General features: G+C 54.3%; 18 protein-coding genes and 1 pseudogene. All 19 read left to right on the forward strand.

Translation table 11 applies throughout. The features are described from left to right. Nucleotides 1-32 precede the first annotated feature (32 nt). The 19 genes and pseudogenes from ACRHIG_RS05420 (at nt 33) to ACRHIG_RS05510 (ending at nt 25,742) form a co-directional block, all read left to right on the forward strand. Entirely contained in the window at nt 33-1,235 is a 1,203-nt protein-coding gene (locus ACRHIG_RS05420) for a THUMP domain-containing class I SAM-dependent RNA methyltransferase (RefSeq protein WP_478309762.1), read from the forward strand. Between the two features lie 180 nt (nt 1,236-1,415). Next, nucleotides 1,416-2,696 carry a multidrug effflux MFS transporter gene (locus tag ACRHIG_RS05425; RefSeq protein ID WP_489629574.1) on the forward strand — a complete coding sequence of 427 codons (1,281 nt, stop codon included), beginning with the start codon at nt 1,416-1,418 and terminating at the stop codon, nt 2,694-2,696. Between the two features lie 203 nt (nt 2,697-2,899). Then, nucleotides 2,900-5,053: an HDOD domain-containing protein gene (locus ACRHIG_RS05430; RefSeq protein WP_489629575.1), complete on the forward strand. Its 2,154-nt coding sequence runs from the start codon at nt 2,900-2,902 to the stop codon at nt 5,051-5,053. 5 nt (nt 5,054-5,058) lie between these two features. Continuing rightward, a complete protein-coding gene (locus ACRHIG_RS05435; RefSeq protein ID WP_326459796.1) occupies nt 5,059-7,263 on the forward strand; it encodes an EAL domain-containing response regulator in 2,205 nt (734 codons plus the stop codon). Nucleotides 7,264-7,265: 2 nt separating this feature from the next. Next, nucleotides 7,266-8,855: an SEL1-like repeat protein gene (locus ACRHIG_RS05440; protein ID WP_489629576.1), complete on the forward strand. Its 1,590-nt coding sequence runs from the start codon at nt 7,266-7,268 to the stop codon at nt 8,853-8,855. 182 nt (nt 8,856-9,037) lie between these two features. Next, on the forward strand, nt 9,038-9,742 hold the full coding sequence (locus tag ACRHIG_RS05445) for a DUF4197 domain-containing protein (RefSeq protein WP_475414112.1): 705 nt from the start codon (nt 9,038-9,040) through the stop codon (nt 9,740-9,742). A 380-nt stretch (nt 9,743-10,122) separates the two neighbouring features. Next, nucleotides 10,123-11,163, forward strand: a pseudogene (locus tag ACRHIG_RS05450) (YjbH domain-containing protein); the annotation flags it as partial. 260 nt (nt 11,164-11,423) lie between these two features. Further along, entirely contained in the window at nt 11,424-12,971 is a 1,548-nt protein-coding gene (locus ACRHIG_RS05455; RefSeq protein ID WP_489629577.1) for a YjbH domain-containing protein, read from the forward strand. Nucleotides 12,972-13,122: 151 nt separating this feature from the next. Then, nucleotides 13,123-14,316, forward strand: a complete 1,194-nt coding sequence (locus tag ACRHIG_RS05460) for an SLBB domain-containing protein (protein WP_489629578.1) — start codon at nt 13,123-13,125, stop codon at nt 14,314-14,316. A gap of 50 nt (nt 14,317-14,366) precedes the next feature. Continuing rightward, nucleotides 14,367-14,999, forward strand: coding sequence for a polysaccharide biosynthesis/export family protein (locus ACRHIG_RS05465; RefSeq protein WP_489629579.1), 633 nt, complete (start codon nt 14,367-14,369; stop codon nt 14,997-14,999). 52 nt (nt 15,000-15,051) lie between these two features. After that, the gene (locus tag ACRHIG_RS05470; RefSeq protein WP_489629580.1) at nt 15,052-16,143 is read left to right on the forward strand and encodes a GumC family protein; all 1,092 of its coding nucleotides are present in this window, start codon (nt 15,052-15,054) and stop codon (nt 16,141-16,143) included. A gap of 204 nt (nt 16,144-16,347) precedes the next feature. Then, complete coding sequence (locus ACRHIG_RS05475; RefSeq protein ID WP_489629581.1) at nt 16,348-17,730, forward strand: MATE family efflux transporter; 1,383 nt, start codon at nt 16,348-16,350, stop codon at nt 17,728-17,730. Between the two features lie 11 nt (nt 17,731-17,741). After that, nucleotides 17,742-18,338, forward strand: coding sequence for an acyltransferase (locus ACRHIG_RS05480; RefSeq protein ID WP_489629582.1), 597 nt, complete (start codon nt 17,742-17,744; stop codon nt 18,336-18,338). Between the two features lie 196 nt (nt 18,339-18,534). After that, on the forward strand, nt 18,535-19,668 hold the full coding sequence (locus ACRHIG_RS05485) for an NAD-dependent epimerase/dehydratase family protein (protein ID WP_489629583.1): 1,134 nt from the start codon (nt 18,535-18,537) through the stop codon (nt 19,666-19,668). A gap of 67 nt (nt 19,669-19,735) precedes the next feature. Beyond that, entirely contained in the window at nt 19,736-20,545 is an 810-nt protein-coding gene (locus ACRHIG_RS05490; protein WP_489630748.1) for a glycosyltransferase family 2 protein, read from the forward strand. 38 nt (nt 20,546-20,583) lie between these two features. Beyond that, entirely contained in the window at nt 20,584-21,906 is a 1,323-nt protein-coding gene (locus ACRHIG_RS05495; protein ID WP_489629584.1) for a hypothetical protein, read from the forward strand. Between the two features lie 623 nt (nt 21,907-22,529). Beyond that, nucleotides 22,530-23,759, forward strand: a complete 1,230-nt coding sequence (locus ACRHIG_RS05500; protein WP_489629585.1) for an MBOAT family O-acyltransferase — start codon at nt 22,530-22,532, stop codon at nt 23,757-23,759. Next, nucleotides 23,759-24,709, forward strand: coding sequence for a hypothetical protein (locus tag ACRHIG_RS05505; protein ID WP_489629586.1), 951 nt, complete (start codon nt 23,759-23,761; stop codon nt 24,707-24,709). Before ACRHIG_RS05500 ends, ACRHIG_RS05505 begins: the two co-directional genes overlap by 1 nt. Further along, nucleotides 24,699-25,742: a WaaS/CpsH family glycosyltransferase gene (locus ACRHIG_RS05510; protein ID WP_489629587.1), complete on the forward strand. Its 1,044-nt coding sequence runs from the start codon at nt 24,699-24,701 to the stop codon at nt 25,740-25,742. The genes ACRHIG_RS05505 and ACRHIG_RS05510 overlap by 11 nt, the downstream gene beginning before the upstream one ends. The last annotated feature ends 31 nt before the right edge of the window (nt 25,743-25,773 follow it).

Consider the following 25,773-nt stretch of genomic DNA (forward strand, 5'->3'; position numbering starts at 1 on the left):
TTAATTGTTTTTCAACGGATAAAAGGTACACCATGGCTTCATATTTTTGCCCATGCCCGCGCGGCATGGAAGCGGCGCTGGCCGAGGAACTGGGCGAGATCGCCCAGGATAGTGCGACCATGAAGGTCCACAACCAGGTACCGGGCGGCGTACACTGCTCGGGCGACCTGCTGGACTCCTATCGCATCAACCTGCATTCGCGCATCGCCTCGCGCGTGCTGATGCGCATGGCCCATTCCGGCTACAAGACGGAAAACGATATCTATGACCTGACCCTGGCGCAATCCTGGGAAGACTGGTTCGGCGTGCACCACACGATCCGCGTCGACGTCACGGCCGTCAAATCGCCGCTGCGCAGCCTGGAATTCACGACCTTGAAAATCAAGGATGCGATCTGCGACCGCTTCCGCGACCAGTTCAACGAGCGCCCATCGGTCAATACCAAGACGCCGGACATGCGCATCGTCGGCTTCCTCGACGCACACACGTTTACCGTCTACCTCGACACCTCGGGCGAAGCCTTGTTCAAGCGCGGCTGGCGCGAAGAGACGGGCGACGCGCCGCTGCGCGAAAACCTGGCCGCCGGCCTGCTGCGCGTGTCGGGCTGGAAGCCTGGCATGGTGCTGTTCGACCCGATGTGCGGTTCCGGCACCATCCTGGCCGAAGCGGCGCAGATGCTGCAGGGCATTCCGCCGGGCGCTTCGCGCCAGTTCGCGTTTGAAAACTTCCACGACTTCGATCCGGCGCCGTGGAATGCCATGAAAAACGCCATCAAGGTCAATCCGCTGCCAGCCGAACCGACCATTTTCGGCAGCGACATCTCGGGCGACATGGTCGCCATGACGCGCCACAACCTGCGCTGCGCCGGCGTGCGCTTCGACGTCCCTTTGAAACAGATCGAGGCGCAGGAAGTCAAGCCGCCAAGCGAAGTGCCGGGCATCATGCTGACCAACCCGCCGTACGGCGAGCGTATCGGCGTGCGTGGCGACAGCACCATCCCGGAAGATGAACTGTCGACTTCCTTCTATTCGGCCATGGGCACGACCCTGAAGCAGCGTTTCGCCGGCTGGACCGTGTTCCTGTTCACGGCCGACCTGGGCCTGCCCAAGCTGCTGCGTTTGAAGGAAGCGCGCAAGACGCCTTTCTTCAATGGCGCGCTGGAATGCCGTTTGTTCCGCTTCGATATGGTGGCCGGTTACAACCGCCGCGAAGAAGCCAAACCAAAAAACATTTGATTAAACCTACTGCGCGTTGCCACTTGCGGCTTGCGATGCTCACCGTACTTTCGTACGGTTGCGCTTCTCGGCCACAATTGGCGGCCGCTCGCTACGGTTTTCTCAAATGTTTTAAGCGCTAAAAAATGCTGTATCACGCGCGCGGACCGCAACCGGTCCGCGCGCCACTTTGGACCCGCCATGTTTCCCACCCCTCCGGCCGATGTGCCGCCCGACCCGGTCACGCCCGTTCCGCCTCCCACACCAAGCCACATGGCGCCGCTGAGCCGCGGTGCGCTGGCGATGATGCTGGCCGGGCTGTCGATGCTGGGCCCCCTGTCGATCGACACCTATCTGCCCGCGTTTGGCGCGATCCAGGGTTCGCTGCAGGCGTCGCCGCTGGAAGTGCAGCAGTCGCTGACGTTCTACATGCTGGCCTTTGCCGGCATGGTGCTGTGGCATGGCGCGATCTCGGACACCTTCGGCCGGCGCAACGTCATTCTCGTGTCCCTGCTGATGTTTGCCATCGGCTCGCTCGGCTGCGCCTCGGCGCACACGGTGCATTACCTGTGGTTCTTCCGCATCATGCAGGGCGTCTCGGCCGGCGCAGGCGTGGTGATCAGCCGCGCCATCATCCGCGACCTGTATGCCGATGCGGCGGCGGCGCGGCTGCTGTCGCTGGTGACGATGATCTTTTCCATCGCTCCGGCCGTGGCGCCGATCCTGGGCGGCTGGATCGTCATCTGGTTCGATTGGCGCTCGATCTTCCTGTTCCTCGCCTTTTACACGGTGGTGCTGCTGGCGTTCTGCTACTGGCGCCTGCCCGAAACCCTGCCGATGGAAAAGCGCCAGCCCTTCAATCCCCGCTTCCTGGCGTCGAGCTATGGCCAGATCCTGCGCTCGCCCCTGTTCCACATCAAGGCCGGCATCGTCGCGCTCAATTTCGCGGGCCTGTTCCTGTTCATCACGGCCGCGCCGGAAATGCTGCCCAAGCAGCTGGGCCTGGGGCCGTCGCAATTCGCCTGGCTGTTCATTCCCTGCGTGAGCGGCATCTTCATGGGGGCCGCGGCGGCCAACCGCATCGCCGGCAAGGTCACGTTCGCGCGCCAGATCGGCATCGGCTTTGCCTTCCTGCTGTGCGCCGCCAGCGTCAATGTCGTGTATCACCTGTTCCTGCCGCCCTCCTTGCCCTGGTCGGTGCTGCCCCTGTTCTTCTATACCTTCGGCATGTCGCTGGTGGGGCCGGGCGCGACCCTGCTGGCGCTCGATCTGTTCCCGCACATCCGCGGCACGGTGGCCTCGTGCCAGTCGTTTGCCAGCACCTTGCTGGGTGCCGTGGTGGCCGGCGTGATCTCGCCGCTGCTGTCCGGTTCCGTGCTGTGGCTGGCGTCGGGCCAGCTGGCATTTACGGGGCTGGCGCTGGCCCTGTGGCTGCTATCGCGGCGCTTCCGCCACCGTTTGCTGGGTTCCTTCAAGGCATAAGTTTCCACTATAGAACGCTGGATTTATTTCAACTTAATTTTCTATATTGCAAGTAATATCCGGCGCTTATGATAAGATGATCTCTTTTCCCGGCATCCTCTCAGGCGACATTTTTTGGGTTACAGGAGTGGAGGATTCCTCTGAACGTGGCCGCGCTTCGCTGCTGAGCGCTCTTCCTTTTCGAACCGGCAATGCCTGATACGATGCATCAATCTGATCAAGATATTCGCAATCGCCTGCTGATTGCCCGCCTGCCGGCCATGCCGCAGATTCTCATCAAGCTGATCGCCCACCTGCAGGCCGACGATGCCGGCATGCCGGAGCTGGCCGCCCTGATCGCCAAGGATGCGGGCATGACCAGCAAGATCCTCGGCGTGGCCAACAGCTCGGCCTACCATCGCCAGAGCAAGGTCGTCAGCCTGGAGCAATCGCTCGTGTCGCTGGGCACGGACATGATCAAGACCCTGGTCATCAGCGAATCCGTCTTCCAGACCTTCAGCAGTTTTCCCCATTCCGGCAGCACGGATCTGCGCGCCTTCTGGAAAAGCTCGCTGTCGGCCGCCGTCATGGCGCGCGCGCTGGCCAAGGCCATGGCGTATCCGCACGTCGAGGAAGCGTATCTGGCGGGCTTGCTGCACAACGTGGGCCGCCTGGCCTTGCTGGCCACGGCGCCGAAGGAATACGCGTTCAACTTCACGGCGCGCGACGATGCCGCCCTGTGCGCGGTGGAGCAGCGCACCTTGCAAATCACGCATGCCGAAGCGGGCGCCTGGCTGATCGAACGCTGGCATCTCGACTCCTTCCTGGCCGACAGCGTGCTGTATCACCATGAACCGCTGGCGCGCCTGGAAGCGAGCCATCCCCTGATCCGCATCGTGCGCCTGGCGCACCTGCTGTGCTGCCATGCCGACGATGCGGAATCGATCGCGCAGGCGGCAAGCCTGTGCGCGCTGGACGCCGGGGTACTGGAAGAACTGGCCGGCAGCGTCGCGCGCCAGGTGGCCGAGGCCGCGCAGCACCTGGGCATCGACCTGGCCGGCGCGGACGAAATCGCCACGCCGCCCGCCTATGCGCCGCCAGCCGTCGACCCGGTGCAGCAGCGTCTGTCCGACGAAGTGCGCAACATGGTGCTGGTGTCGGAAGTGGGCCAGACCTTCGCCCGGCAACAGGGCGAGAGCGGCCTGCTCGAAGCCGTCACGCGCTCGGCGCGCATCCTGTTCGATTTCGAGACGGCCGTCATCCTGCTGCAAAACCCCACCGGTCATGCGCTGGTGGGCGTGGCGGCGGGCGAACATCAGCAGCGCCTGGCCGGCTTCTCGGTCCCGCTGGCCAAGGGCGGGCCCCTGGCCGCCTCGGCGCTGGAGTGTCAGCTGGCCTTTTTAAAACGCGACATGCCGGCGCTGGGCATCGTCGAGGAGCAGCTGTTCCGCATTCTCGATACCGACAGCCTGGTCTGCGTGCCTTTGGCGTCGGGCCAGCGCAGCCTGGGCGTCTTGATCGGCGGCGTGGCGGCCTGGCAGATTCCCGCCTGCCAGAAGCGCGAGGGTTTCCTGCGCGCCTATGCCAACCAGGCCGCCACGGCGCTGGAAGCGGCCATCAGCGCGCGCGGCCTGGCACGGCGCCAGCTCGATCACGTGGCCGAGGAGTACCGCGCCGCGTCGCGCCGCGTCGTGCATGAAGTGAATAACCCGCTGTCCATCATCAAGAACTACCTGAGCGTGCTCGATCACAAGCTGGAGAAGCAGGAGCCGGTCACGGGCGAGATGGCGATCCTGAACGAGGAAATCGACCGGGTCGGTCAGTTGATCGGCGGCCTGGCCGATCTGCAGCCGGTGGCCGCCAGCGGCGTGACCGATTGCGCGCGCGTGGTCGACGACGTGCTGCGCCTGTTCCGCGCCACCGACTTCCTGCCGCCGAAGATCGAGGTGGTCACGCGCATGCAGGACGCACCATGCGAGGTGGAGGCCGATGCCGGCATGCTCAAGCAAATCCTGCTCAACCTGCTGAAAAACGCCGTCGAAGCCTTGCCCGATGGCGGGCGCATCGAAGTGGCGAACCGTGGCCACGTCAACCGCGACCGGCGCCTGTATCTGGAATTGTGCGTCAGCGACAATGGCGCCGGCCTGGCGCCGGACGTGCTGGCCAATCTGTTTTCGCCCGTGCGCAGCAGCAAGGAAGGGGCGCACCACGGCCTGGGCTTGTCCATCGTGCATGACCTGGTCACCCGCCTGCATGGCGTGATCGGCTGCCGCAGCGGCAAGTCCGGCACCGCGTTTGAAATCCTGCTGCCTATTCCCATGCCGGCGAGCGCCGCGGCCGCGCTGCCCGCGCCCGGCAATACCGCCTTGTCCTCGTAACGTCCATGAACTCCTCCGCCATTCCGTTTGACCTGGAAAACAGCCCGCGCATCCTGCTGGTCGACGACGAGCCCCGTCTGCTCGCTTCCCTCCACGAATTGCTGAAGGACCGCGGCTACCAGCTGTACACGGCCACCTGCGGCAGCGAGGCGCTGGCGCAGTTGTCGAAACTGCGCTTCGACCTGATCCTGCTCGATCTGCGCCTGCCCGACATGAGCGGCCATGAAATTATGGACCACATTAACCGGCGCGGCATCGAGGGCGACGTGATCGTCATGAGCGGCGACGTCGGCATCGAGGCGGCCATCGGTGCCCTGAAACGCGGCGCCTACGATTACCTGCGCAAGCCGTACAGCCGCGAGGAGCTGCTCAAGACGGTGGAGAACGCGCTGCAAAAGCGCAAGCTGGCGCTGGAGAACGAGCGCATCGCGCTGCAGCTGGAAAACTCGGAAAAGATGTACCGCTACCTGGTCGACAGCTCGCCCGACATCATCTATACGCTGAACCACGAAGGCCGCATCACCTTCATCAACGACCGGGTGCACCAGTTGCTGGGCTTTAGCCGCGAAGAGCTGATCGGCAGCCATTATTCGATCCTCGTGCACGATGAAGACCAGGAGCGGGCGCGCTATGCCTTCAATGAGCGCCGCCTCGACGAGCGCGCCTCGCGCAACGTGGAACTGCGCCTGAAATGCCATAGCGGCAGCGGCAGCGACCGGACTTTCAGCAATACGCTGATGACGATTCCGCTCAATTCCATCGGCATGCACGGCCACGATCACGAAGCGAAAAAGCAGGAGTATTTCGGCACCTACGGCGTGGCACGCGACATCACCGACCGCAAGCGCGCCGAGGAAGTCATCTCCTACCAGGCCTACCACGACATCCTGACGGACCTGCCGAACCGCATGCTGTTCAAGGACCGCCTGGGGCTGGCCGTGATCCAGGCGCGGCGCAAGCTGACGGAACTGGCCGTGATGTTCATCGACCTCGATCGTTTCAAGCTGGTCAACGACACGCTCGGCCACGTGAAGGGCGACGAGCTGCTGCAGCAGGTGGCGCTGCGCCTGAAGGATTGTTTGCGCCGCGGCGATACGCTGGCGCGCCAGGGCGGCGATGAATTCACCATCGTGCTGCCGGAACTGCGCGACCGCCAGGATGCGCGCCTGATCGCCGACAAATTCCTCGAATGCCTGCACCAGCCTTTCGACCTCGATGGCAACCAGGTGCATATTTCGGCGTCCATCGGCATCGCCATCTATCCGGGCGACGGCGAGACCATCGACGAGCTGCTGCGCCACGCCGACATCGCCATGTACCAGGTCAAGGCGCTGGGCAAGAACGGCCACAGTTTCTATCACGAGTCCATGCTCGACGTGTCGCACCAGAAGATCGCGCTCGAGCAGAGCCTGCGCAAGGCGCTGGAGCTGAACCAGCTGGAGATGTATTACCAGCCGCAGGTGGACGTGATGACGGGCCGCATCGTCGGCGCCGAAGGCCTGATGCGCTGGAACCACCCGCAGCGGGGCTTGCTGACGGCTGGCGAATTCCTGCCGTTCGCCGAGGAAAACGGCTTGATGCTGCCGATCTCGGACTGGATGCTGGGCGCCCTGTGCCGCGACCTGGTGCAGTGGAACGCGGCCGGCGGCGAGGCCGTGCGCCTGTCGCTCAATTTGTCGCCGCAATACCTGGACCGGGGCGACTTTTTCGAGAAGATGCGCGGCGCGCTGACGCGCTACGGCATCGCGCCGGAAAAGATCGAAGTGGAAATCACGGAAAACATCTGCATCCGCAACCCGCAGTATGCGATCGAGCAGTTGAACAAGCTGTGCCAGCTGGGCGTGTCGGTGGCCATCGACGATTTCGGCACCGGCTATTCGTCGTTGTCGTACCTGCACCGCTTCCCCATCCACACCATCAAGATCGACCAGTCCTTCGTCAAGGAGATCCACGACGAGCACGGACACTATCCCGTCATCCTGGCCATCATCTCGATTGCGCGCGGCCTGGGCCTGCACCTGATCGCCGAAGGCGTGGAGACGGAAGGCCAGGCGCGCTACCTGCAGGACAAGGGCTGCACCACGATGCAGGGCTATCTGTACCACCGTCCCATTTCGCTGGGCAGCTTCATCGGCGTGCTGCAGGAGCAGAACCGCCTGATCGCCGATGCCGCCCCCGCGCTGCCGCAGACGCTGGCCATCGAGGCTTGACCGTGTCGCTCGCCGATCCCCGCTACACGGCTGCGCATTACACGGCTGCTCATTACACGGCTGACTACCTGCGCCTGAAGGGGCTTGCCGAGAAGGGCAATGCGAATGCCCAGCATAGTCTGGGCTTCATGTATTTCAACGGCCAGGGCATCGGCCAAAGCTATGCGCTGGCCCTGTACTGGTATGGCCTGGCCGCTGCGCAGGGACTCGAACACGCGCAGTACAATCTGGGCGTGATGTGCCAGAAGGGGCAGGGCGTGCCACAGGACTTTGCGCAGGCGGCGCACTGGTACCAGCAGGCGGCCGAGCAGGGCTACGCGGCGGCGCAATACAACCTGGGCTGGCTGTATGCCAAGGGCCAGGGCATCGCGCAAGATAGCGGGCAAGCCATGCTGTGGTTTAGCCGCGCGGCGGAACAGGGCGACGCGGGCGCGCAGAATAATCTGGGCATGATGTATGACAATGGCAAGGGCGTGCCGCAGGATTTCGCGCAAGCCATCGCCTGGTACCGCAAGGCGGCCGAACAGGGCTATGCGCGCGCGCAGTTCAACCTGGGCCTGCGCTACGACAATGGCCAGGGCGTGCGGCAGGACCGCCAGCAGGCGACGGCCTGGATGCGCAAGGCGGCCGAGCAGGGGTATGCGCCGGCCCAGTTCAACCTGGCGCTGCGCTATGAGAATGGCGACGTGCTGCCGCAGGACAGCCGGCAGGCGATCGCCTGGTACCGGCGCGCGGCCGATCAGGGCCATGCCAGTTCGCAGTTCAACCTGGGCCTGATCTACGACAATGGCCAGGGCGTGCCCTGCGATAAACAGGCGGCGCTGGAATGGTATGTCAAGGCGGCGGGACTGGGCCATGCGGCGGCCCAGCACAACCTGGGCCTGCACCATGAGCATGGCGCACAGGACTATGCCCAGGCGCAAGCGTTTTACCGTCAGGCCGCCGAGCAGGGCTTTCCCGCCGCGCAGTATCAGCTGGGACTGTTGTACGAGCATGGCCAGGGCATGCCAGCCGATGCGCAGGAAGCCATCTTCTGGTACCGCAAGGCGGCCGACCAGGGGCATGTGCGGGCGCAGTTCGACCTGGGCCTGCGTTATGAACACGGCCAGGGCGTGCCGCAGGATCTGTCGCTGGCGCTGGAATGGTACCGTCGCGCCGCGGAGCAGGATTACGCGCCCGCGCAGTACATGCAGGGCGTGTTGCACGACCGCGACGATGGACCGGCGCCCGACAGCCAGCAAGCCTGCGCCTGCTATTGCCGCGCCGCCGCGCAGGGCCACAGCCTGGCCCAGTTCGCGCTGGGCCTGCGGCATGACAATGGCCAGGACGTACCGCAGGACTATGCCGCCGCCTGGGACTGGTATGCGCTGGCCGCGCGCCAGGGCCATGCGCGGGCACAAATGAATCTGGGCCTGATGGCAGCCAGCGGCCAGGGTAGTCCGCTCGATTTGCAGCAGGCGTATATCTGGCTGTCGATGGCGGCGGCGGCCGGCGTGGCCGGCGCGGAAAAATCCTTGCGCCAGACGGCGGCACGCATGCGCGAGACGGATCTGGCGCGGGTGCGCGAACAACTCGCGGCGATAGCAGACTGAGTCACGCCGCGCGCGTTAGCGTGCGCGAATACAACAGCAGGTGCTGTATAGTCCTTTCCCTTCGCCATCTGCGGCCCCCCTTGTTTCCTCCCAGACGCATAAAATTGCTGCGGCATTTGCAGTTTTGATGTGCTAAGGTGCCTGAAGAAGGTGGTCCGTCTATTCTTTTGAAAAGGAAAACCATGCGCCTGAATCCTTTCCCTGGCCGTCCGGCCGCCATCCTGTGTGCGCTGGCGCTGCTGTCGTCCGGCGCGGGCGCCGCCGGGCCCCTCGATGCCCTCAGCAACCAGGATGCCAGCAATGGCTTGAAGGCGGCGCTGGAAGCCGGTTCGGCCGCCGCCGTTGCCAAGTTGGGCATCGAAAATGGTTTCCTGAACAACGACAAGGTCAAGATCAAGCTGCCCGGCATCCTGGAGCAAGCCAAACCCTTGCTGAAAATGACGGGCCGCGGCCAGCAGCTGGACGATCTGGTGGTGTCGATGAACCGTGCCGCCGAGTCGGCCGTGCCCATGGCCAAGCCCCTGCTGCTCGATGCGGTCAAGTCGATGAGCGTGACGGATGCGAAAAATATCCTGTCCGGCGGCGACACGTCGGTGACGGACTTTTTCCGCCAGAAGACATCGGCGCCCCTGGCCGTCAAGTTCCTGCCCATCGTGAAATCCGTCACCGACCGTTCCGGCCTGGCCGGCAAATACAACAGCACCATGAGCCAGATCGGCAAGACGGGACTCGTGCCGCAGCAGCAGTCGACGGTGGAAGGCTACGTCACGGACCGTGCGCTTGACGGCCTGTACCTGATGATCGGCGAGGAAGAAAAAGCCATCCGCAGTAATCCGCTTGCCTACGGCAGCAAGATTATCGGCAAAGTGTTTGGCAGTTTGAAGTGACCGTTCCAGCGTGCGGTAGGACCGCAGACGGCGTTTGCGCGGCAGAGACAGGTGTGGCGCAAGGGAAACAAGTTAAGCATTTGCTACAAGAAAACAATGTTAAAATTCTGCGGCATACACTCCTGAGGCATGGTTAAGCAACGATCAGCTGCCTGGGAGTGCCCGGTTTTAGTGGCGAACTGATGTGTGGCATTGCAACATGCCCGTCGGTTGGCCTTTTTTCGTTTTATTCACGTTTCCCCAAGCTCATTGATTTTCTGAATATATTCTCAGGAATTCCAGATGCAGGATATTTTAGGTAGCCGGATTTGTTAAGCGTACTCAGAAAATCAATCAAATATACCTGGTGTGGCTGTCTGGTGCTTGGCGCGCCTTCGGTGATGGCCGCGACCCCGAATCATGGTGGTCAATCCGGCTATATCAATATGCCCAGCACCGTGGTGGAAACGGACGGCACCTTCAGCGTCGGCTACAGCTACGACAGTCCGTATGGCCAGTTATGGGCCACGGCGAATATCCTGCCTTTCCTGCAGATGACGGGACGTTATGTGTCGATCACGGGTATTCCCGGTTTTACCAATGTGCCCGGCGAATATGGCAGCGGCTATGGCCGCTACAAAGATAAGGTCGTCGACGGGAAATTGCGCCTGTGGACGGAAACGGAGTGGATGCCGTCTGTCGCCGTCGGCATGACGGATCTGTTCGGTACCGAGTTATTCAAGGGGCAATATGTCGTTGCCACCAAGACTTTTGGCGCCAGCAAGAATATCGAAGCGAGCCTGGGCTATGCCCATAAACGCCCGGACGGCGTGTTTGCCGGCGCGCGCTGGACTCCTGCCGCGCTGCCGCGCTGGTCGGTGGTGGCCGAATACGATACCACCAATTACTTGCGCGACTTCCGCGCCAGCGAAACGAATGCGGGCAAGCGTCGCAAGGGCGCTTCCGTGGGCCTGGAATACCGCTGGGGCTGGCTTGCCCTGCAAGCGGCCCGGAGCCGCGATCAGTTCAGCGTGAACGCCTTTATCAGCATTCCATTTGGCGAACGCGAGTTCATCCCCAAGGTGTACGAACCAGCGTATTTCGTGGACGACAAGAATCCGCCGCCGCTGCCGAGCAAGGAAGAATGGCACCGCGATGCCGTCTATGGCGCCGACCTGGTCAATGCTCTGGCAAAACAGGACTACAAGAATATCCGTGTCGAGCAGGAAGGCAATGTCCTCAGCCTGAGCCTGACCAATAGCCGTATTTCCAACATGGGCCGCGCCGTCGGCCGTGCCGCGCGCACGGCGGTTGCCTTCACGCCGAAGGGCGTGACGACCCTGCGCATCACGTATACCAAGCTGGACCAGCCGATCGCCACCTACGAATTCTTCGATTTGCCCAAACTGAATGACTATTTGGCAGGCAAGATCGACCGCAAGGCTTTCCTCGACGTCGTGCTGCTGCGCTATCCGGAAAAAGCGATGTCATCCGGGACGATCAGCAAGGTTGGCTGCAGGAATTCCTCGACAAGCCGGCGCCCGTCGTTGCCGCTGCGCCTGCGCTTTCACCTACGTCTTCACCGGCACCTGCGCCCGCACCGGTACTGGCTGCGGCCCCCGCACCTGCTCCGGCCAAGCCCGCCGATGTCCTCAAGGACGATGGCAAGCTGGCCGTCGGTGTCGGCGTCGACGGCGACGTGGTGCAGATCAAGTCGCTGGACCGGGAGGCGAACCGTTTCAAGGTCGCTCCCAAGGTCGGCTTCTTCTTCAATGACCCGAGCGGCGCCTTCCGCTATTCGATTTCGGCGGTGGCCAATTACGACCGCCGCCTGGGCGACGGCCTGTACCTGAATACAGCCGCTAGTCTGCAGTTGCTGGAAACGGTGTCGGGCGTCAAGCAGCCATCGAACAGCAACTTGCCGCATGTGCGTACCGATGTGGCGGAATACCTGCGCGGCGGGCGTTTCTCGCTGAGTCGCGTCTTGCTGAACAAATACAACAACCCCGCCGAACGCGTGTATACCCGCATGTCGGCCGGCCTGTATGAAGACATGTTCCGCGGTGTGGGCGGCCAGGTGCTGTACTTGCCGAAGGATAGCCGCTGGGCGGCTGACGTGGCCGTTGATGCCTTGCAGCAGCGTGGATTCAAGGGATTGCTCGATTCGCGCGACTACAAGACGGTGACGGCGATCGGTTCCCTGCATTACCGCTTGCCGCACGACATTACCGTGACGGCACGCGCCGGCCGCTTCCTGGCCAAAGACACGGGCGTGCGCATGGAATTCAAGCGCCGCTTCCAGTCCGGTATCGAAGTCGGTGCCTGGTACACGCATACGAACGGCAACGACATCACCAGCCCTGGCACGCCGTCGAAGCCATACCAGGACCGCGGTATTTTCCTGTCCGTACCGCTGAACAGCATGTTGCCGATGGACACGCAATCGACGGCCGGCTTCGCCATCTCGCCATGGACGCGCGACGTCGGGCAGATGGTGGCTTCGCCGGGCGACCTGTACGACATGTTCGAGCGTCCGCGCGCCGACATGCACAGCTACGATGGCCTGGGCAATTTTGCCGAGCGCCCGGACGAACAGCACCTGCCTGCCGTCAATCCGCCGGACCGGCCATTCGTCAACCCATGGCCGGCGTTTCGCGCACGCCTGGATCAGTCGTCTTCCGCCTTGCCCCAACCGGCCGAGTGGGTCAAGGCCACGGCCCTGATCGGCGGCGTGGTGGTCGCTTCCGCGCTGGCCGACAAACCCGTCGACCGTTTCGTCAAGAAACATGAAGATTCCAAGGTCTACCGCAACTGGGACAAGCTGGGCAAGGCCATGCCCTACGCGGCAGTGGGCGCCGCCGCCGCCGCTTTCGCCCTGGGCGATGAGCGCCTGCAAAATACGGGACTCATTTCCCTGCAATCGGTTGCCGCGGCAACGGGCGTGGCGGTGGCTGGAAAATATGCATTTGGTCGCGCCCGTCCGGAAGAAGACCGCGGAGCGTGGAGCCGTGTCGGCAGCGGTACGTCCCGCTCGAATTCCTCATTTCCTTCCGCGCATGCCGCGATCGGCTTTGCCGCCGTGACGCCGTTTGCCAAGGAATACGATGCGCCATGGCTGTACAGCGTGGCCGCCGTCGGTTCCGCCGGCCGCGTGTTTGGCCGCAAGCACTGGGTCTCCGACACGGTCGCCGGCGGCATCATAGGTTACGCCATGGGCAGCTGGCTGTGGCACGCGCAGCGCGACCAGTAAATCGGGCCTGTCGATCAATCCCGGACCGAAAGAAATCAGCGTGACCTGGCAGGGCAAGTATTAAACGCGTATCGCGCCCCTTTACTCATACAACATCATTCATCCAGACAAAGACCAGCATGAAAAAGCAACTTCGTACTCCCCGCCTTTCGTGAAACACGTGATTTTCTCGGCTTTCCTGCTGGGTGCAACTTCGGCCTATGCCGCAGGGCAGGATCTGGACACGGCTGACATGCCGCGCTCGAACCCGTCTCGTTCACAAGCAAGCGAGTTGGGTGCCGGTACCTTGCCTAGTATCCGTAGCGGCCGCAGCGACCCGCGCCAAGCGAAAACGCTGGCTACCAATAATCTCAGCAAGCAGGCTGCGGCCGAGGCCAAGGTTGGCGCTTTCGAAGAGTATGTCGATGGCGTGACGGGTAAGAAACTGAACATCTTCGGTAAGGATTTGTTCGGCGATGTGCCATCCACCTTTGCGCCGCTCGATGGTGTCCAGGTGAATCAGGAATATGTGATCGGCACGGGCGACGAGTTGCAGGTACGCGGCTGGGGCATGGTTGACATTGACGTCAGTGCCACGGTCGACCGCAGCGGTGCGATCTTCATTCCCCGCGTCGGATCCGTCAAGGTCAGCGGCGTGCAGTACAAGGATTTGCAGGGCTACCTGAAGAAAGCCATTGGCAAGATCTACACTAATTTCGACCTGACGGCGAGTATCGCGCAAACGCGTGCCGTGCAAGTGTACGTGGTTGGCCATGCCGTACGTCCTGGCACCTATACCTTGAATTCCATGAGTACCCTGCTCAACGCCCTGTTTACATCGGGTGGCCCGGACGCTACCGGCAGCATGCGCAATATCCAGCTCAAGCGCGGCAAGGATACCGTCAGTACCTTCGACTTGTATGACATGTTGGTCAAGGGTGACAAGAGCCGCGACGTCACCTTGCGCGATGGCGACGTGATCTATATTCCTGAAGTGGGCCCGCTGGTAGCCCTGACCGGTAACGTGAAGCAGCCCGCCATTTTCGAGTTGAAAGGCAGTGCGACACTGGCCGACGTATTGAGCTGGGCTGGTGGTTTTGATTCGGCAGCAGAGACCAAGCAAATCGTCGTCGAAAAGAACATCGACAATCAATATAGAACCGTACTGGACCTGGTTGCTGACAAAGGTATCTCCAGCAGCCAGTTGGCAGGCATTGCCGTCAAGCCGACCGATATCCTGCGCGTGTTCGCACCAGGCGCCGTACCGGTCCAGGCGCAAATCCAGAATGAATACGTGCGCGTGGCTGGCGAAGCAAAGCAGAGCGGTATTTTCCTGCTGAAAAAGGTGAAACCCTGCGCGAGCTGATCGCCCGTGTCGGCGGCGCCAATGAAAACGGTTACCTGTACGCCACTCAGTTGAACCGTGAATCCGTACGTCGCGCCCAGCAGATCAAATTGAATCAGGTGGCTGACCGCTTTGAACGGGAGCTGGAGTCGAACGCGACACAGCGCATGGCAGCCAGCAGTGACAAGGATAACGCAACGAAGGCTGCGGCTGAAGTCGAGCAGCAACGCCGCATCGCACAAAAACTGCGCAGCATCAAGGCTGAGGGCCGTATCGTTCTCGATCTGCCAGGCGTCGATACGCAAGTCAAGAATCTGCCGGATCTGCCGCTGCAGGACGGCGATTCCATCCTGATCCCGCGCCGCCCGGGCACGGTGGATGTGCTGGGTTCTGTCTTCCAGCAAAACGCCTTTGTGTATCGTCCACAGCGCACGGTCAACGACTATGTTCAGCAGGCCGGAGGTATCACTGCGAATGCGGACAAATCCGAAATGTATGTGATTCGGGCCGATGGCACGGCGCAGAGTGGCCAGGGAACCGGCTGGTTCAGTGGTATTGGCGGCACGGCGCTTAATCCAGGTGACACGGTAGTGGTGCCCGAGAAAATCGAACGCAGCACGTTTATGCAGAGCCTGAAGGAATGGACTGCGATTTTCTATCAGTTTGGTTTGGGAGCAGCTGGTTTGAAAGTGTTGAAGGATTAACACGGCATCTCATCAGATACGCATAAAACCACACTTTATTTGAAAGCGAACGATGTCCGAGCATGTAGAAATTCAAAATAAGCAATATTCAGTAGTCCAGGTAGAGGACGAGGGCATTCATTTGCTCGACGTGTGTGCTGCCTTGGTACGCCAGCGGAAGATTATCTTTATCCTCCCACTGGTTATTGGCGCACTGGCGCTGACGGCCAGTTTGCTGATGAAACCGAAATATGTCAGCACAGCGGTTATTATGCCGCCACAGCAGCAGAGTTCGTCCGTCACCGCAATGCTGGGCCAACTGGGTGGTTTGGCCGGGGCTGCCGGCAGTATAGCTGGATTGAAAAATCCCAATGATCTGTATGTGGGCATGCTACAAAGCCGCACAATTGCAGATAACTTGATTGAAAAATTCAAGCTGAAAGAGTATTTCAATGAAGATACTTTAGATTCCACGCGTGAAAAGCTGGCGAAGGTACGTTCGTTATCGAATGGAAAAGATGGCTTGATTGGTATTTCGATCGAAGATACGGATCCGAAATTTGCGGCTGAACTTGCAAATGCATATGTGAAAGAGCTGGCTACGCTGACCAAGAATTTGGCAATCACTGAAGCTGCCAGACGCCGGGTGTTTTTTGAGAAACAATTGATGGCCGCCAAAGAAGACTTGGCAAATGCCGAAGTTGCGATGAGGAAAATGCAAGAAACGACAGGCATGCTTCAATTGGAAGAACAGGTAAAGGGAATTATTGCCAATGAGGCTCAGCTGCAAGCCACCATCGCGGCCAAAACGGTTCAGTTACAGGCCATGCGCAGTTTTGCGACCGCCAGCAACCCCGAATATATGCGCTTGCAGGAAGAGATGCGCGGGCTGCAGGGACAGTTGGAAAAGCTGCAAAGTGGCCAAAGCAGGAGCGGCGACATCATGATCCCAAGCGGAAAGCTTCCTGCGGTTGGTGTCGAGTATGTTCGCACATTACGGGATGTTAAATATTACGAGACCATTTTTGAACTGCTGGCAAAACAGTATGAACTAGCCAAAATTGATGAGGCGAAGGATTCTTCCATGATCCAGCAACTTGATTTGGCAGTTCCGGCCCAGGAAAAATCAAGCCGAAACCTGTGCTCTTCACCTTGGCCGGCCTGATTGGCGGAGGGATATTCGCGATTTTCATCGCAATTTTACGGGATGGCTATATATCGTCCAAGCGTAATAACAAGAATAATTCTCGCTGGACAGCTGTATTGGATGCTTGGAAAAATAATTAAAACACATTCTAGTTATCACGCCATTTAAACTGGCGTAGTTTGACATTTTAAGAAATGTTATAAAGAAAATTTTCAACTACTTATGGCAACTGCATCATTACGTAACTTATTTTTAAAGAATGCCGTTGCAAATGTGATTGGTGGGATAGGTACGACATTATTCAATTTACTGCTGCCGGCACTTGTCGTTCGTCATTTGGGAAAATTGGAATTTTCACTTTGGAGTTTATCGCTGCAAATATTGATATATATGCAGCTCTTTGGTTTTGGGTTGCAAACCGCAATGACAAAATTCATTGCGCATGGAAATGAAATATCGGATTTAAATGATCAGCGGAAAACCATAAAAGCTGGCTTGGTGTTGGTGTCATTTTTCAGTTTTTTTGCAGTTTTTGCAGTCGTGCTGCTTGCAGTATTTTATCCATTATTTTTCAAGAATATTCCTGAGGACTTGGTCGGTGAATTCAGAACCTGTATAGCCATACTGGGCATGTCGGCGGCGTTTCAGTTATTTGCATTGGTGCCATCAGGAATGTTTATTGGATTGCATCGAAATATCGTGCCGGTCAGCGGACTGCTGCTGACTAGAATGTCGAGTTTATTCTTTATTTGGCTGGTATTGAGTAATGGGGGAACACTTCTCGAAATTTCTGTCGTATTGGCATTATGTGGAGTAATGATATTGCCGATCAGCTATTTCTATGCGAAGAAATGGGGCGGGGAGATTGTAAAAAATTTAGGAACCATTGATTGGGGCAGGTGCAAGGAACTATTTTATTATTGTTCTAGTCTGGCGGTATGGAGTGTTGCAATGCTGTTTGTCAATGGCATTGATTTGGTGATAGTCGGACATTATGACTTTGAAAAAGTGGCATCTTATTCGCTGGCAATAACTGCAATATCCATTCTGGTGGGTGTAATGCAGGCCGTCCTAGGCCCTTTGGTTGCAATTGGATCGGCCTCGTTTGCCAAAGCAGACAAGCAAGTACGCTTGCCAAAGTTGTTGGCGATATCGAGTGCTGGCTGCGCCATATTTCTTGTTTTTGTAATCGTACTTTTCTTCTTCTTTGGAAAATTTCTTCTGTCCTTATGGGTAGATGTAAACTATGTCGATGACGTCTATGCATTGCTTTCTATAATGCTATTCGCCCATGCGATAAGAAGTTTGTTGAGTCCATATTCGCTTTTGCTGCTTTCTATTGCTGAACATAAAAAAGCATTCATGCCAGCTATTATAGAGGGTGTTGTTAATTTGTCCTTCAGTTTGATGCTTGCTCCATCATATGGTGTCATCGGAGTAGTATATGGGACATTAATTGGTGCAATTGCAGGAGTAGCTAGTGCGCTGATTTTTGTTGTGGATAAAACAAAAATATTATCTATTTCAAGATTATATTTCTTTAATAGAGTGATATTTTTCCCGGCAGTAACGTTGGGAGTGTTATTTTGGCTTTGCCAAAGTTGAGGGCATTAGTCATGAATTTTATAAAATTAGTTATTAAGGCTGTATTGTTTAGGCCGAAAGTTGCAAATTTGGGCACGGGGAGTTATGTTTATCTTCCCCGTAGATTAATAAATAAAGAATTGATTGAAATTGGTCGGAATTGCCGGATCGGTAAAGGTGTGGTGCTGGAGCCAATAACGATTAATGGCCAGCAAAGATTCTCACCTAAAATATTTTTTGGTAACGATGTTTATGTAGGTCGATACTGTCAAATGTATAGTATTGACTCCATACGCATTGAGGATGGATGTGTGCTAAGTGAGTATGTCTATCTGTCAGACTCCGCGCATGGTTTTAATCCGGATGCCGGCTTGATCATGCAGCAAGATTTGGAATCGAAAGGCCCTATTCATATTGGGAAAAATACATTCATCGGATATGGCGTCTCGATCATGCCTGGTGTCTCACTTGGCAGGAACTGCATTGTAGGAACGAGATCGGTCGTCACTCGGTCTTTTCCAGATTTTTCGATGATTGCAGGTAGTCCGGCAAAAATAATTAAAAAATACTGCCAAGAAAAAAAGAATGGGTTTCTATTTGATCTTTGTCTTTCCTGTAAAGTGATTTGATTTTTAGGTGGGAAACCATTGTTTATGCTGCTGCCACTTAGACTTGGCGCAGATGAATGTATTACCTCTATAAATGATTGATGTTACGTTTTTCAGCGCAGGATGGAAAATTAAGTAATGCCTCTTGTATTTTTAATTGTATAAAAATACAAGAGGTGATTTGAAATATATTTAACAAATAGTATACGGAAATATCATGAAGATTTTGATCACTGGTGGTGCAGGTTTTATCGGGTCCAACTTGGCATTGCACTTGAAAAGCATGGGGCATGAAATAACAATTCTGGATATATTATCTCCCCAGATTCATGGCGATAATCCATCTGAAACCTCGCCTTTGTATCGCAGCATCAAGGATACTACTAATTTTGTTTTGGGGTCGGTGACCGATGTCGCCGCATGGAAAGCTGTTCTGCCAGGCCAGGACGCCATTGTGCATTTTGCAGCAGAGACAGGTACCGGCCAGTCCATGTATGAAATCAAACGCTATGTCGACGTCAATATTGGTGGTACCGGCATCATGCTTGATCTGCTGGCCAATGGAAAATATCAGGTCAAAAAAGTCGTGGTTGCATCTTCGCGTTCTATTTATGGTGAAGGGAAATATCATTCGGAAGCGTTGGGCATCATCTATCCAGGCGCCCGCAAGGATGCAGACATGCAGGCCGGTCGCTTCGAGCCATTGTGTCCGCAGACGGGTGCGCCTTTGACGTTGCTCGCAACAGATGAAGACTCGAAAATCCACCCATCGTCGGTATATGGCATTACCAAGCAAAACCAGGAACAGATGGTAATGACGGTATGCAGCTCGCTGGGCATAGGCGCAACCGCATTGCGCTACCAGAATGTTTATGGACCGGGCCAGTCGTTGAGCAATCCTTACACTGGTATCTTGTCGATCTTCTCGACCCGTATTAAGAACGGCAATGGACTGAGCATCTTCGAAGATGGCAAGGAAAGTCGCGATTTCGTGTTTATTGACGATATCGTTGCAGCCACGACTTTGGCACTGACTAAAGAAGAGGCCAATGGCGAAGTGTTCGGTATCGGCGCCGGCGTTGCAACCGATGTGCTGACCGTGGCCCAGACGCTGGTTCAGCACTATGATATCGACGTACCGATCAAGGTCACCGGCGCGTACCGCCTTGGTGATATCCGTCACAACTATGCCGACCTGTCCAAATCGAATCGTCTGCTGGGCTTCCAGCCTAAAGTGAATTTCAATGAAGGTATTGCCCGTTTTACCGCTTGGGTTAACGAACAAGCAATACAGGTCGATGCTTACGAGGCAAGTATTGCAGAAATGAAACAACGCGGATTGTACAAATGATGCCCAAGGTTGGCCTGGTAACGGTACTGTTCAATAGTGCACCGGTCTTGCCTGGGTTTTTGAAAGTCTGTCAAAGCAAGATTTTAGCGATTATTGGCTGTTCATTATAGACAATAGCATTGATGAGCTTTCGTACGCGGCGGCGGAAGAGGGCATTGCAAAATACGGTATCAAGAATGTTACCTTGATACGCAATCCCAGCAATGTTGGCGTCGCAACTGGCAACAATCAGGGTATCAAATTCTCGCTGGAAATGGGCTGTGAATATGTATTGTTATTAAATAATGATATTGAGTTCAAGGATGCCGGCTTGTTGAACAAGATGCTGACGCTGGCAGAGCAGCATCAGGAAAAGCTGATTGTGCCCAAGATCTATTTCTTTGACTCAGGAAAAATCTGGTGCGCCGGCGGCAAGATCAATCCCTGGACTGGAACCACCTTGCACACAGGCGAGGGGGACGTGGATAAGGGACAGTACGATGTTGCTGGCTACACGAATTATGCGCCAACCTGTTTCATGTTGATTCACCGTTCCGTCTTCGATACGATCGGCGTGATGGATGATAAATATTTTGTTTACCACGACGATACCGATTTTGTATGGCGTTCCAATCTGGCGAATTTCAGGATTTATTACTGGCCTGGAGGTGAAGTATGGCACAAGGTCAGTAGCAGTACAGGTGGATCTGCATCGCCTTTTTCCATCTATTATGGCGAAAGAAATCGCATCTATTTCATCAGAAAAAATTTTAATGTATTGACGAAAATGGTGGCGTTTTTCTATTACTTTTTAACACGGCCATTGAAGTGGAAATTATTTTCAAATAAGTTACGTGGACCCTTCTTTAAGGGTGTTCGTGATGGATTGAAAATGTGAAAATATTGGTTTGGTATTTCAGGTAAAGAGGCTAAGGTTTGTCAAAAATAATATTCTTCTTGGCTTTCTTTTCAGTATTTCAGGGGATGGCAATTCCCGGAGCTGAAAATTTAGGTGTGTCGCCATTTGTGGTAATGCAAATTTTTCTTGCAATGTATGCATTATTGTATTGGCATAAGCATGGATTTATTATTCCAGGTAAATGGAGATGGTTTACATTTTGGTTTTTGGCCTTTGCTGTCATATCCGTATTTTCTGCATTTATTTTCCCATTCCTATTTGATGGAATGAGGGTCTATACTCCGCGGGGCGGCGTTGATCCGCAATATCTGGCACCTGGAGTTCTCGAATTTTCTGTTTCAAATGTGGCTCAGGCGCTTTATCTGTTCCTTTATGCCACCGGAATATTGATTTTTATAACACGTTTTGATACCGCCATGCTCGAAGCGACTAATCGTGCTTACCTTTTTTCCGGTATACTGGTGTGTTTCTTTTCGTATTATCAGCTGATAAGCGTTGTAACCGGAATATATTATCCGGACGAGTTTTTATATAATAATGCGAATTTCGATTTGGCAGGTGAGCGAAGTATTTCTTTCCTGCCTCGGATTTACTCTACCTTCAGCGAGTCATCATTTTATGCGATTTTCATGGCTAGTTTTCTGGCATGGGTATACATTAAATTTTTAAATGAGCCGAATAAGTCCAAGTCGTATCAATGGCTTGTTTTGCTGATCGGAACAATGTTCTCATTGTTGATATCTACATCAAGTACGGGCTTTGTTACGGTCGCTTTATTTTTCATCTTGCACACGATTTCGTCTGTACTTTTGGGAACGGGAACAAGGCAAAAACGCCGTATCACGCTTATTCTATCTTCATTTGTTTTCATAATGTTGGCACTGTATTTCCTTGTGCCTAACGTAGATAGTATTCTTAACGAAGTCATTTTTGATAAGGGTACATCGGAATCTTCGTTGCATCGTTTTGAGGCAGATCGATTTGCTTTCGTTGTTTTTTTTAAAACCTATTTTTTGGGTGCTGGTTTAGGTAGCAACCGACCGTCCAGTTTCGTTGCCTTCCTTATGTCGAATGTCGGCATATTGGGAACATTCTGTATTGTTATCGCAATGTTGATATTGTATCTGATGAGTGTCAGCGCGATCCGTTCGAGTTCCGCAGAGCCGCGCTATAAAGTTACTTGTCAGGCATCTGGTTGGGCCCTGTTTGTCATAGTGTTGGCAAAAGTATTAGGCGGGCCAGACTTGAATTTTCCGCCAATGTGGATACTGATTGGATATTTCATTTTGTCCATCATGCAGCTCGATCTGAGTAATAAAAATAAGAAATTAGCGGTTTAATTTTCACTGCCGTTTATTTGTCAAACTATTTTCGAAAAAACAAATTGCACTTGGAATTTGTTATTGAAACTAGCGTTGTTGGATGGCCGAATCTGACTTCATGCAACATATTTCAATACCATATCATTGTTGATATTAAAGTGATTTTATGTGGCTTGTACGGGACGGTTTGAAACATTTTTATGTTCTACTTCGCAACAGGTTGCCGCACCATGAAATTTTTAATGTCATGCGAAAGACAAGAATGACATGGTAAATTTTTCTATATGCATTATTAATTAATTATTTGATTTTTTTAAACGGCGGTTTTTTCTGTTTTTTGGAAAAGCGAGTAATTCTTGGGGTGAAAATTTTAAGTCATGTTATTCAATAGTGTTGAGTTTATTTTTCTATTTTTCCCCATAGTATTCATCGGATATATTTATCTGGCGAAGCGTGAACCAGATCGTGCGATCTTGTGGTTGTCTTTTTCGTCTTTGTTTTTCTATTCATGGTGGGATTTAAGAAATCTTCCGATACTTCTTATTTCAATCGTTTTCAATTTTTATGTTGGCAAATCAATTAGCAAGTGGCGGCATGCTAACCGACACCGGTCCTTGATTCTTTTGCGTCTCGGAATTGTCGTGAATCTTGTGGCGTTGTTTTATTATAAATATACACATTTCCTTCTCACCGAAGGCTTGCAGATATTTGATATTACGACGCATATTCCTACGATTGTTTTACCAATTGGAATTTCATTCTTCACGTTTACTCAAATAGCATTTTTGGTGGATTCTTATCGTGATGATGTGGACGAGTGCAACCCAGTTCACTATTCTTTGTTTGTCAGCTACTTTCCGCATCTGATCGCCGGACCTATTCTGCATCATAAAGAAATGATGCCGCAGTTTAAGACAGTGATAGTGCCATCGATTTTTGCGGAAGATTTTCGGAATGGCCTCAGTATATTTTTGATCGGTTTGGCAAAGAAACTCTTGATCGCTGATTTATTGGGAAATTATGCTAATTACTTCTTTAATGGAGTTGCTGCGGGTGGCACACCTGGTTTCTTTGATTCGATCACGGGAGTTCTTGCATATAGTTTTCAGTTATATTTCGATTTTTCCGGCTATTCTGACATGGCGGTAGGTATCAGCTTGATGTTCGGCATTCATTTGCCAATCAATTTCAATTCGCCTTATAAAGCTAAAAATATAATTGATTTTTGGCGTCGTTGGCACATTACTTTGTCCCGGTTTTTGAGAGATTATCTCTATATTACCCTAGGGGGCAATCGTAACGGTACAGTCAGGCGCTATCTGAATCTGTTCCTGACCATGCTGTTGGGTGGAATCTGGCATGGGGCAGGTTGGACATTTTTGTTGTGGGGCGCCTTGCATGGCGTCTATCTCGGCATCAATCATTTCTGGCGTTTTCTGACGGGGCGTTTTAACTGTCTAAAAATAGTATCTTCATATGTTTCTTGGAGTTATCTGCCGCTGACATTCGTCAGTGTTGCTTTCGCCTGGATCGCTTTCCGTGCAGCGTCAATCGAAAATTTTTATGCAATCGCACGCGGTGTTAGCGGCTTGAACGGCTTTACATTGCCCTCACAAATATTGTCAATGCTACCAGCAACTGGGTGGATCAAGGGGCAAGGGGTCGTTCCGCTACTGGCGGATGGAACTATCATGGGCTTTGTGGAATTAGTGATTCTTCTTGTCATGGCAAGTTGTGTAACCTGGTTCTTCCGTAATTCCAATGAAATATCGACCCGTAATCGCTTGCTGATTGCAATCGTACTTGCTCCACTTTTGGTTCAAAAGATATTTTTTGGTGGCGATGTGGAATTTCTTTACTTTCAATTTTGATGAAAAAATTAACAGCTACTCATTATATTTTTTTGCTTTTTCTGGCTTTTCTTGGCTACTTTGCTTTGTATTTTTCGATTAATAAACCACTGACTTTTGGGGAGATTGATCGCTTATACAATCAGAAGGTGGCTTTGACGAAAGCAGGCGAAGGATCGCGTATATTCATTTTCGCCGGCAGTAATGGCCGCTTCAGCCACAGTTGTGCCATCATTTCCAAGGACCTGAATCGTTATTGCGGAAATTTGTCTATTGCAGCAGGCGTAGGATTGGATTTTCTGCTGGCTTCTTACGAGCAGAATTTCCGTCGCGGCGACGTAATTTACATGCCAATGGAGTTCCAGCAGTATATGGTGTCCAAGGATGCAATGTATAGTGGCCCAGAGAATCCCATATTATTTAAAAAGAATTTTTCTTTGCTTTGGAGTTTGGGTATTGAAAGAACTATTCATGCCGCATTTTTTGCAAATGAAAATTACTTTATACAAGGCGCAGCTGAAATGTTGCTTCAGAGAAAAGGTGTGCAGCGCCGCTTTACTGAGGCATCGGTGAACGCTTATGGTGATCAGCAAGGACATACATCACAGTTAGCAGCGGAGTACAGCACCTTCCTGAATTCGGTTCATGAAGATATTCCTAATCTGACACTTGCAGCCAATTCTTACGCAAACCAGATATTGAAAGAATTTTTAGTACGGGCAAAAACTAATGGCGTTATCGTGGTTGGCGGCTTGCCAACGACTTTCTCAGGTACGACACTACCACCGGCTACTTTGTCATTTTTGAAAAAAACATATGAAGATGCGGGGCAAAAATTTCTTGTTCTAGATAATAACAGTCAATACGAAAAGCGGTATTTTTTTGATAAGCCATATCATTTGAATGAAATATACCAGTCAGTGCACTCTCATAAGATTTCGGAAATATTAAGGAACGTCGGTGGAAAATAATATGGAATGCAATGCGAAGATTCTACTGATCGCACCTGATTTCTTTGGTTACGCCAAAGAAATTCAGGCCTGTCTCACCCGCCGTGGCGTTTCATCCGTATGGTTTGACGATCGTCCAGCTACAGACACGTTGACGAAGGCATTGATCCGGATTTCACCACGATTGCAAAGGGGTAAGGCGGAGCGCTATTTCGATGATGTAATACGCCAGGCGCGGCAGCATCCGATCACCGAGGTTTTGGTCATCAAGGGCCAGGCGCTTTCCTGCGAGGCGATACAAAGGATGAAAACCGCATTTCCACAAGCGCGTTTCACTTTGTATTTTTGGGACAGCTACAAAAATATGTCAGCTGACAGCCCGAATAAAGTACAGTTCTTTGATCGGGCCTTCACTTTCGACCCCGTCGATGCGGGAAATGATCCCCGCCTGGCATACCGGCCGCTGTTCTATCTTGATGAATATGCGCGACTGCCAGCCGTGGAGAAAGATATTGATCTGTTCTTCTTTGGCACTGTACACTCGGACCGCTACAAGGTTCTGTCCCAGATGGAACGCGCTTTGCCATCTGGTGTTCGGGTAAAGAAGATTCTGTACTTTAACTCGCGTCTGGTGTATTGGGCGCGGCGCTTGTTCGATCCATCCTTTTGGGGATCGACGGAATCCGAGTTTGTTTTCAAACCAGTGGCCAAGGCTGAGTTGCGTGCGCTGCTGGCACGCTCACGCGCCGTCATCGATATCGAACGTCCCATCCAGTCCGGCTTGACCATGCGTACGCTGGAGACTGTTGGCGCGCACAAGAAGCTGGTGACTACCAATCCGTTTGCGCAACGCTCGGACATTTACCGGCCCAGCAACGTGCTGGTCATCGATCGTACCGGGATGAAGGTGCCCAAGGAGTTTTTCGATACGGACTTTGAGCCGTTGGGCACAATACTGGAACAAAAATATAGCCTGGACGGCTGGCTTGATGAAGTCTTACCTTCGTCGTGCATCGTAGTAACGCAACGCGGCGATACCGCGTCTGCTGCTTGAATTTAGAATTGGCCGGATTACATGATCTTTA

The sequence above is a fragment of the Janthinobacterium sp. C22 genome, from assembly GCF_057919405.1.